At 47.1% G+C, this 9,736-nt stretch carries 12 protein-coding genes and 2 tRNA genes; 13 read left to right on the top strand and 1 reads right to left on the bottom strand.

Going from position 1 to position 9,736, the window contains the following annotated elements:
- Window positions 1-78: 78 nt before the first annotated feature.
- Together KB186_RS13570 and KB186_RS13565 are read left to right on the top strand one after the other, a co-directional pair.
- Window positions 79-166, top strand: a tRNA-Leu gene (locus KB186_RS13570).
- 14 nt (window positions 167-180) lie between these two features.
- A tRNA-Gly gene (locus tag KB186_RS13565) sits at window positions 181-254 on the top strand.
- A 291-nt stretch (window positions 255-545) separates the two neighbouring features.
- On the opposite strand, the gene KB186_RS13560 is transcribed toward KB186_RS13565, so the two are convergent.
- On the bottom strand, window positions 546-1,712 hold the full coding sequence (locus KB186_RS13560) for a sensor histidine kinase (RefSeq protein WP_173612245.1): 1,167 nt from the start codon (window positions 1,710-1,712) through the stop codon (window positions 546-548).
- 213 nt (window positions 1,713-1,925) lie between these two features.
- Between KB186_RS13560 and KB186_RS13555 the strand changes: the two genes are divergently transcribed.
- From KB186_RS13555 to KB186_RS13505, 11 genes are all read left to right on the top strand, one after another.
- Entirely contained in the window at window positions 1,926-2,576 is a 651-nt protein-coding gene (locus KB186_RS13555) for a TerC family protein (protein ID WP_173612246.1), read from the top strand.
- Between the two features lie 121 nt (window positions 2,577-2,697).
- Window positions 2,698-3,282 (top strand): YkoP family protein, encoded by a 585-nt coding sequence (locus KB186_RS13550; RefSeq protein WP_173612247.1) that lies wholly within the window; start codon window positions 2,698-2,700, stop codon window positions 3,280-3,282.
- Window positions 3,282-4,403 (top strand): MGDG synthase family glycosyltransferase, encoded by a 1,122-nt coding sequence (locus KB186_RS13545; RefSeq protein WP_173612248.1) that lies wholly within the window; start codon window positions 3,282-3,284, stop codon window positions 4,401-4,403. Before KB186_RS13550 ends, KB186_RS13545 begins: the two co-directional genes overlap by 1 nt.
- 88 nt (window positions 4,404-4,491) lie before the next feature.
- Window positions 4,492-4,698: an alpha/beta-type small acid-soluble spore protein gene (locus KB186_RS13540; RefSeq protein WP_047068578.1), complete on the top strand. Its 207-nt coding sequence runs from the start codon at window positions 4,492-4,494 to the stop codon at window positions 4,696-4,698.
- A 150-nt stretch (window positions 4,699-4,848) separates the two neighbouring features.
- Complete coding sequence (locus tag KB186_RS13535; protein ID WP_007717150.1) at window positions 4,849-5,055, top strand: DUF1657 domain-containing protein; 207 nt, start codon at window positions 4,849-4,851, stop codon at window positions 5,053-5,055.
- 82 nt (window positions 5,056-5,137) lie between these two features.
- Window positions 5,138-5,998, top strand: a complete 861-nt coding sequence (locus KB186_RS13530; protein WP_173612249.1) for a DUF421 domain-containing protein — start codon at window positions 5,138-5,140, stop codon at window positions 5,996-5,998.
- 15 nt (window positions 5,999-6,013) lie between these two features.
- Window positions 6,014-6,487, top strand: coding sequence for a stage V sporulation protein AC (gene spoVAC / locus KB186_RS13525; RefSeq protein ID WP_173612250.1), 474 nt, complete (start codon window positions 6,014-6,016; stop codon window positions 6,485-6,487).
- A gap of 3 nt (window positions 6,488-6,490) precedes the next feature.
- A complete protein-coding gene (gene spoVAD / locus KB186_RS13520; RefSeq protein WP_173612251.1) occupies window positions 6,491-7,507 on the top strand; it encodes a stage V sporulation protein AD in 1,017 nt (338 codons plus the stop codon).
- Between the two features lie 4 nt (window positions 7,508-7,511).
- On the top strand, window positions 7,512-7,862 hold the full coding sequence (spoVAE, locus tag KB186_RS13515; RefSeq protein WP_007717126.1) for a stage V sporulation protein AE: 351 nt from the start codon (window positions 7,512-7,514) through the stop codon (window positions 7,860-7,862).
- A 94-nt stretch (window positions 7,863-7,956) separates the two neighbouring features.
- A complete protein-coding gene (gene sleB, locus KB186_RS13510) occupies window positions 7,957-8,604 on the top strand; it encodes a spore cortex-lytic enzyme (RefSeq protein WP_232773785.1) in 648 nt (215 codons plus the stop codon).
- Between the two features lie 146 nt (window positions 8,605-8,750).
- Window positions 8,751-9,731: an S-layer homology domain-containing protein gene (locus KB186_RS13505; protein WP_229088102.1), complete on the top strand. Its 981-nt coding sequence runs from the start codon at window positions 8,751-8,753 to the stop codon at window positions 9,729-9,731.
- The last annotated feature ends 5 nt before the right edge of the window (window positions 9,732-9,736 follow it).

Here is a 9,736-nt window from a genome sequence, read left to right as displayed (position 1 = left end):
GTACTTGGCTTGGGACCAAGGGGTCGCAGGTTCGAATCCTGTCTTCCCGACCATGATTTGCCCACGTTTTACAGGTTTGCCGGGGTGGCGGAATGGGCAGACGCAACAGACTTAAAATCTGTCGGGAGTTTCTCCCGTACCGGTTCAAGTCCGGTCCTCGGCACCAGCATCTATTTTGATGCGGGTGTAGTTCAATGGTAGAACTCCAGCCTTCCAAGCTGGTCGCGTGGGTTCGATTCCCATCACCCGCTCCATACATAAAGCAGAGAGCCAATAGGTTCTCTGTTTTTTTGCGTCTAGGAAAGCAGGCCTATTTTTACTTAAGGCAAAAGTATGAAGGCTTATCCAACAGTTGAATAGATAAGCCTTTGTTCAATACAGGTATAAAAGTTTGTCGAAAGCTGTCTGACGTTTTCTATGGTAGCAACATATGTTTTCGTGTACAGTAAAACTAAGATCGCTTACCGATGAAGTTGGTAACGGATCTCTTGCCTTGCCTCCTGCATTGTCAGGGGGCTTTTTTGCGTGGTTCAAAAAAGAGCAACCTAGAGAGCTTCCATTCGCGGACCAACTTCCTGGGCATTTGCAATCGGCAGAGAAACGATAAAGCGTGTGCGTTTTTCATTGGAATCACAATGGATCGTGCCCTGATGCTTTTCGATAATATTTTTGCAGATGGACAAGCCAATACCCGTCCCATTTTGTTTAGTCGTAAAGAATGGTTGGAAAAGATTCTCGACGATCTCGGGTGGAATCCTTTCGCCGTTGTTTTCCACACTCAAATAGAGCCATCCATCAGAAGAAGTGGAAATGACATGAATATACTTGTCTGTGCGATTTTGCACGGCGTCAATGGCATTGTTTAATAGATTGACGACAACTTGCTTCAAGCCTTCTTCATAACATGCGAGTAAGCAGGGGTGGATTTGTTTTTCAAAACGTATGTTTTCTCCCACGAGGCGAGGGGTAATCAGCATCTCTACTTCTTCAAGCAGTTCTTCTACTTGAACGGTTTTAAAAATTTCATCGAGAATTGGTTTTTTGGAAAAGCTGAGGAATCCGGTCAGTTGCCGATGTAAATTCTCAAACTCATGCATGACGACTTGGATATACGTCTGAAGCTGGGCCTGTTCCCGTGTAGACTCGCCGATCAGCTTTAGGAACCCTTCAATGGCGCACAATGGATTGCGCAGCTCATGAGCCATATTGGCGGCAATTTTTCCGAGCATGGTCAGTTTGTCGTTATGCAAATAGGAGATCGTTTCTTCCTTCTGGACGAGCTCTTTATTCATCATTTGTTCAAAGTGATAGACAGCCCAGAAGACACTTTCATCCATGGCCTTACCCAGTTGGCTTTCCAAATAGTGCATTTCTTGTGAAGAGAGGGACCATCTCTGTAATTCTGGTTGGAGAACCCGCCAGAATACATTCCGGTACAATTGATATGTGCGCAAAATGGAGGAGAAGGGGAATTCCTGAGAACGAAGCCACTCTCCCATATCTAATGCCCAAGTCTGCATGTCATGATCTACATCCTCAACCAGATAGCGAGCCAAGAGCACTGTTCGTTTTTCTGCAAAATCGCGAGGAATGGTTACAGGAATTTCCATGCTGCGAACAATTTCTTGCAGCCATATTGTGGTGATACTTGGTGTTAAGTCTAAAATCTTTCTTGAAACGTCATAAAGGTTTAGCGTCACAGTCTCCACCATCTCTTATCCACCCCACTAAAATCGTAAGGGAAAATGCCTAATTTAGACAAGGTATAATTAGCCTGATTTCGCAATAAAATGTATTTTTTTCGGAAGTTTTTATCTACAAAATCCGCTGAAAACCGCCTTTTTTCGGAAAAATATTCAATCATGAGTCCGATTCCAGTCGCATAAAGTAGAATGGACGAACTTTATTGGACCAGGGAGGCAGGGATGGGCGAGTATTTTTGGCTGGGTCTTGTACACATCTTCATGATCGATCTGGTATTAAGCAGCGACAATGCTGTGGTCATAGGTATGGCCTGCCGCGGACTCCCGAGAAATGAGAGAAAACGGGCAATTTTATATGGGACAATGGGTGCAATCCTCTTGCGGATTGTGCTAACGACAATGACTACCTGGATGTTGGATATTCCTCTCGTGAAGGCAATCGGGGGAATATTATTGCTATGGATCGCGTGTAAACTGATGCTGGGCGAGAATGAAGAGCTCGCAGACGTATCGCATAATCAGACAATTGGTCAGGCAGTCAGGACCATCATAGTAGCAGATTTTGTCATGAGTTTGGACAATGTTTTGGCAGTTGGTGGAGCGGCACATGGCGATTTATGGTTAGTTTTGCTGGGGTTAGCGATGAGCATTCCGTTATTAATGTGGGGAAGTGTGTGGATTGCCCGCATGATGAATCGTTTTCCCAGTATGGTCATCATTGGGGGCGGAATTCTTACCTTTACAGCAGTGGAGATGTGTCTTCAGGATCCGTATGTCTGGAAGTGGGTGAATCCTTTGCTTCTCAACCATATGTGGCTGCCCGTATTTGCTGCCGTCGTGGTCATGTTTTGGGGGCGCATGAAAAGGACGTGAAAAGGTGATGAAGATTGCCCATTCTTGGGCATACTACAACAAAGGTCATGACCGTTTTGCGAAAATGTAAGTGGTCACATCCAGCTTAATGAAAACATAGCGGGAAAGGAACTTTTTCGAAATGAATACAAGCCTCTTGATGCTATGGGGATACTGGGATGAAATCTACCAGCGCTGCACCAGACTTACCTATATTGAGAAAGGGAAAAATATATTTCGGGTTGTGGTTTTACGCTATCGGGGAGAGCCACTCGTTACTACCGATAATTGCACCATTCATGACGGGGATTTGATCTTGAAGTTACATATACACAATTATTACTTTGCTACCCTGTGCAAAGAAGTGAAGGATGAACTGCGCGTGGCACTTCTTTTGCGAAGACATATCCTCCAATCCCTGCCGAAGCTGGCCGCGTTCCTGAATTCGATGGAAAATAAGGATCAAATAAAAGGGATAGTGGGAACGACTATGCTACATAAAGGGGTAACACCCTTGGGCTTCTCGATCTCGGATGTACCCATGACCTGGTTTTTTCGATACAAGCGATGGTACTTGCGTCTCATGCTCAGAATCGTGCATCCCAATGGAAAGCGACGATTGCAAACATTGAATTATGAAATGCCCCTAAAGCGTGTTTATATGTCCAAGGAATTTTTACTCAATCGATATGCTGACGGTAAGCAGCCTCTAGGAGAGTCCTACTAATGGCAAAGCGGTTTCTGTTAGTGACAGAGGAATGGGCAGGAAGTGGTCATCGCATGGCTGCCGAAGCTTTGCAAGAGGTTTTACTGGAAAGTGAGGGTGCACGATCGGCACGAGTGGTGGGAGGACTGAAAACCGCCAGTCCAGGCTTACGTGTACTCTCTCATTTTTTTTATCGCAATATGCTTCGCTACGGCCAACCAGTCTGGCAACGCATCTATGAACAAGAAGAAATGCTGGGCAGTGCATTGACTAAACCACTCGGATGGTGGCTATCCGCTCGATTAATCAATCAACTGTTGCAAGAAGAGATGCCGGATGTCGTCATCGCTACGCATGCATACTGCTTGTCCGCATTGGCAGAAGCGAAGAGAAGGGTGTCCAAGCCTTTCCAGCTCGTTTGTGTACCCACGGACTTCCATATTAATCGGTTTTGGGTTCATCCAGAAATTGATGCGTACATGGTGGCACATGAGCAAATTGGACAAATGCTAATCGAGCGCTATGGGATTTCCCCTGAAAAAATCCATGTTTATGGCATTCCAGTTCGGCCTGCCTTTACTACAGCGCTTCATACCGACAAAGCGGCTTGGAAAAAACAGCTTGGACTCGTGCCAGATCAATTCACCGTGTTGATTGGTGGAGGAGAAGGCGGTCATGGTGGAGTGGAGCAGGTCGTACGAGAGTTGCTGTTGGAAGAGCAACCATTGCAGATGGTAGTCGTGACAGGGAAGAATACAAGCCTGTACAGACGCCTAGCGGGCTTGCTAAGTACAGAGAGCAAAGGCCATCGGTTTATATTGAAAGGTTTTGAGCCGCAAATGTGGCAGTGGATTGGAGCAGCTGACGCCTATATAACGAAGCCAGGCGGCATTTCGTGCGCGGAGTCACTTGCTCTTAAGACACCGCTCATTTTATTCCACCCATTGCCCGGACAGGAAATGCATAATTGTTCCTTTTTACTCGAGCAACAAGCAGCGATCTTGGCTGAAACACCGGTTGAAATCAAAGAAATCATCAGATCATGGCGTCAGCCTGAAAAAAGGGACGCTTTTGCAGGATGTTTGGACAAGCTGGGGAGACCAGACGCAGCTTACCAAATTGCACAAGCCCTTCTTCAATGAACAGACTAAAATTGGAAGAAAAAAAGGACGCATGAACAAGCAAAACTTCACACATATTAAACTTACCAACGACGAGGAGGTGATATAGATGGCTAACAACAACAGCGGATCTCGTAACAACTTGCTGGTTCCTCAAGCAAACCAAGCTCTGGATCAACTGAAATACGAAATCGCATCCGAATTCGGCGTTCAGCTCGGAGCAGACACCACTTCCCGTCAAAACGGTTCAGTTGGAGGAGAGATTACAAAACGTCTTGTCTCCTTTGCTGAGCAACAATTGGCTGGACGTGGCTAATCTAATAAGCTGGATGAAGGGAGGCACCCATGGTGTCTCTCTTTTTATTTTTCCAGCAAAAGGGAAATTATTGACAGAAGAAAATGAGGGAGAGCACCGCATAAATAATGGGTGGAGGCGGATTCTATATGTGTTAGGAGGTGAGTGGATATGACAGTAGGAGCACAAGTGAAACAAACGCTTGCCAGCTTGAAAGGCGCACAAGCAGATTTTGAAACGTTTGCTCTTAGCACGCAAAACAAGAAAGCGAAGCAATTGTATTCGCAAGCAGCAGAGCAAACGCAATCCATCGTAGATAACCTCCAGCAGCGTGTAACGGAGCTGGAAAAGGAAGAACCACAGTTTAAGGGATTCTAGTGGAAGTGTTGGGAAAGGGAGAGGGACTTCCTCTCTCTTGGTTTTACAATCAAAAAATCACCTCAGGTGATGGAGGTGGCTTATGCCTGATTGGTTATCAATCCTTTTGCGCTCAATAGGCGCTGTTGCTTACTTATTTCTTTTGACAAAGATCATTGGGAAAAGGCAAATCAAACAACTTACATACATCGAATATATCGTCGGTATCAGCATCGGTTCGATTGCTGCTTTTATGGCAACCGAAATGGATGGGCCGGTCTACCATAGTTTAATCGCCATGGGGATTTTTGCGCTTTTTCCTTATTTAATGGAGTGGCTCTCACTCAAGAGCAAGTTTCTCCGCGACCTATTTGAAGGGAAATCAACGGTTCTTATCAAGGAAGGCAAGATTTTGGAAGACAATCTGAAAAAGGAACGCTTGACCGCGGAAGACTTGATGGAACAATTACGAATCAAAAACGTGTTCCGAGTAGCCGATGTAGAGTTTGCATTAATGGAAACAAGCGGGGAGGTCAGTGTCCTCTTAAAATCAGAGAGTCAGCCCGTAACCCCCAAACATCTTGAATTGACAGTGGCTCCTTCGGAAGAGAATCAAGTGGTCATTATGGATGGGATAATCATGGACGAGCCCCTGGCAACAGCAGGTCTAAATCGCAGATGGGTTCGCACAGAGCTGCAAAAAGCAGGAGTGGCTTTGGAAAATGTGTTCCTCGGCCAAGTAGACAAAGGTGGAGAGCTCTATCTCGACCTGTATGACGATAAACTGATGGTTCCTGGTGCCCAAGCGACGAAGCTGGCTTTTGCTACGTTGAAAAAATGCCAGGCGGATCTGGAACTATATGCACTCAATACAAAAAATGAACAAATGAAACGTACCTACCAAACCGATTCGGAAAAGCTCCAACAGATAATCGATCAAGTAAAACCGTTCATGATACGGTAAAAAGGAGTGAGTGGCATGGCGGATCAAAAAAAGAAAAAGCTGACCCCCGTCCAGCAAGAATATCAGCAATTGGCAAAAACGCACGAGCCTCCGCGACCGCTTTTGCGCAATTTTACCCGTGCCTTTTTAGTAGGTGGTGGCATTTGTGTGATCGGACAAGGGATACAAGAAATGTTCATTCACTACTTCGATTTTACGGAGAAAACCGCTGGGAATCCTACAGCAGCTGTCTTGATTATTCTTTCTGCCCTTTTGACCGGTCTAGGACTATACGACCGGATTGCCCAATGGGCTGGGGCAGGAACGAGTGTGCCAGTTACAGGTTTTGCCAATTCGATTGCCTCTGCGGCCATCGAGCACCGCAGCGAAGGATTTGTGCTGGGGGTCGGTGGTAACATGTTCAAGCTGGCAGGGTCAGTGATTGTGTTTGGAGTGGCGGCGGCATTCGTCGTTGGCTTGATCAAAACATTGTTTACGATGGGAGGCTGACGGATGCGCCAAGGTCATCAGTCTTGGGTCTTTCCTTTAAAACCTGTCATTCTCGGGCACGCTGCAATTGGTGGGCCTTTTGAGGCTAAGGGACCGCTAGCCGACGACTTTGATATCCTGCACGGTGACTTGATGATTGGGCAAGACAGCTGGGAAAAGGCAGAGAAGGTCCTGCTGGAAGAAGCGTGCTCGAAAGCGGTAGAGAAAGCGGGGCTCACCAAAGAGCAAATAAACTTTATGCTTGCCGGGGATTTAATGAACCAGATCATATCTGCCAGCTTTTCGGCCCGGACGCTTTCGATTCCGTTTCTGGGGATATTCGGCGCGTGCTCAACAGCAATGGAAGGCTTGGCCTTGGCTGCTCTCATGGTGAATAGTCAAGCTGCTGATTACGTCTTGGCTGCTACCTCCAGTCACAATGGGGCTGCGGAAAAGCAATATCGTTATCCAACGGAGTACGGCTCCCAGAAGCCCCCAACAGCACAATGGACAGTGACAGGTGCAGGGGCTGCTGTTGTAGCCAGTCAGGGTAAGGGGCTGCGGATTACGGGAGCTACCATCGGGCATGTCGTCGATATGGGATTGACAGATCCATTTAATATGGGAGCGGCGATGGCTCCAGCCGCATTATCCACGATTGAGTCGCATTTCCGTGACTTTCAGCTCCCTCACGACCATTATGATTTGATCGTAACAGGCGATTTAGGACGAACGGGCCATGCCATTTTATCTGATCTGTTGCCCAAGCATCACATGCACATCCCACTAGAGCGTTATGTCGATTGCGGGAAACTCATTTATGGAGAAAATCCGAATGTGTGGTCAGGGGGGAGCGGATGTGGCTGTATCGCGACAGTGACCTACGGGCATCTACTTCGGCGGATGAAGCAAGGAGAATGGAAGCGGATCTTGCTGGTTGCCACGGGAGCCCTCTTATCCCCGCTGACCTTCCAGCAGGGAGAAAGCATTCCTTGCATCGCGCATGCCGTGGCTGTTGAGTCGGAGCAACTTGGAGAGTGATACCATGATGTTTTTATGGGCGTTTCTCGTAGGAGGAACGATTTGCTTAATCGGTCAATTTCTCATGGATGTCGTCAAGCTCACACCTGCCCATACGATGTCCTCTCTTGTTGTCACAGGGGCAGTGCTAGACGGACTCGGTCTATACGAGCCACTAGTTAATTTTGCTGGAGCAGGAGCAACCGTACCTATCACGAGCTTTGGAAATGCACTCGTACACGGGGCAATGGCGGAGGCCGAGAAGCATGGAGTGATTGGCATCATCACTGGCATTTTTGAAGTGACGAGCGCGGGGATTTCGGCTGCCATCGTCTTTGGATTTATCACGGCAGTCTTGTTCCGACCAAAAGGATAGCATCAGGCATATGTTTCCACTTGTGCCAAAATACTTGAATTGAACCTACTTTCGCCAACTTGTAGAATGGGTTGGGTAAAGGAGGGTACAATTTATGTGGTGGAGCAAGAAAGTAGTAACAACCTTGCTTGCTGCCTTTATGGCTGTAGCATTTATTTTCCCGGCCGACTCCCTGGCAGCCACACAGATTCAGCGTGGTAGTGTGAACGGGGATGTATGGGATTTGCAGTATCGCTTGCAGATGCTGGGCTACTATGATAGCAAATTGGATGGCATTTACGGAGCAAATACAGCAAAGGCCGTCAGACAGTTTCAAAAAGCATACGGATTACAGATTGACGGTATCACTGGTCCAAATACATGGCGCGTTCTCAAGAAAGTGTCAGTAAATAAAGCGGAGATGCAGATGCTGGCGCAGCTGGTCTATTCCGAAGCTCGTGGAGAACCTTATGAGGGCCAAGTAGCTGTGGCAGCGGTCGCGTTGAACCGTGTCCAGTCCAAAAACTTTCCCGATACACTTGCGGGTGTCATCTTTGAGCCATTAGCGTTTACCGCTGTAGATGATGGACAATTCTGGTTGACTCCTGACAAGACTGCTTACCAGGCAGCTTGGGATGCTGTACGAGGATGGGACCCAACCAACCATGCTCTTTACTACTTTAACCCTGTTACGGCGACCTCCGATTGGATTTGGTCTCGTACCCAAGTGAAGAAGATCGGCAAACACATTTTTGCCATTTAACCATTGTTCATGCAGCCCTTGAAACAGTCTTCGTCATGTTGCTGTTCGAGGGCTTTCCTTTTTACTGGAAACTATTGTTCATTGTTTTTGCAAAATAGTTCGATAAAATGATACGAAAGGAATCGCATATTTCCCCATGGAGGTTGATGATGAAGAAACGGATGATCCTTGCCTCGCTGGCAGCCTTTTTGCTTATAGGCACACCAGTTACACCAGTTGTCGAGGCAGAAACAGCTCACATGAACGAAACACCTTATGTAGACATTAGTGGCCATTGGGCAGAAAAAGAAATCAAACAACTATACATAGCCGACGTAATTGGTCAAAACGAATATTTTCGACCTGATGACAACGTGACATTGGGTGAACTGCTCACGATGTTTGTGAATGCGAAAGGAATTGAACCTCTGGGTAACAAGCAATCATCCTTTGCGGACGTACCAGCAAACAGCTGGCTGTCGTCCTATGCCGAGACAGCTTATCGACTGGGAATTGTCCATGGGCAAAAGCAGGGGAATCACCTGTATTTGCATCCAGATGCCCCAGTAAAAAGAGCGGAGCTCGCCTCTATTCTGGTAAGAACGATGGGGGACAGCGGAGCAGTCAATAACTTGAAGTGGTCTACGACGATTCAGACATTGAACCAATACCCGGATGGGAACAACGTGAAAGAAAAAGAGCAGCGCCCACTCGTTTACGCCATGCAAAACGGGCTAATGAGTGCCTACGAGGACGGTACATTACAGCCGAACAAGTATATGACGAGAGCCGAAGCAGCCACATACGCTGCCCTTCACTTGCTTCCGAATAAGCCGAGAACATCAAAAGCCCTCGCAAACGGTACACCTTTTCGCCAGGAATTAACGGTACAGACGACTGCTTACAGCTACAAGAACGACAAGATTATGTCGTATCTGGAGTATCCACTGCGCGAAGGTGTTGTCGCGGTTGATCCAAATGTCATCCCGCTTGGTACACACTTGTACATCGATGGCTACGGTTATGCAGTGGCAGCTGATATCGGTGGTGCGGTAAAGCAACGACATGTGGATCTGTATCTTCCAACGTTGAACGAAGCTGAAAATCACGGCTTGCAAAAAGGCGTCAAAGTATACGTGCTTGATTAATAAAA

The organism is Brevibacillus sp. AF8 (assembly GCF_021270385.1).
Classification (GTDB): Bacteria; Bacillota; Bacilli; order Brevibacillales; family Brevibacillaceae; genus Brevibacillus.
The sequence above is the reverse complement of the archived record's forward strand: the minus strand, read 5'-3'. Positions and strand labels throughout refer to the sequence as shown.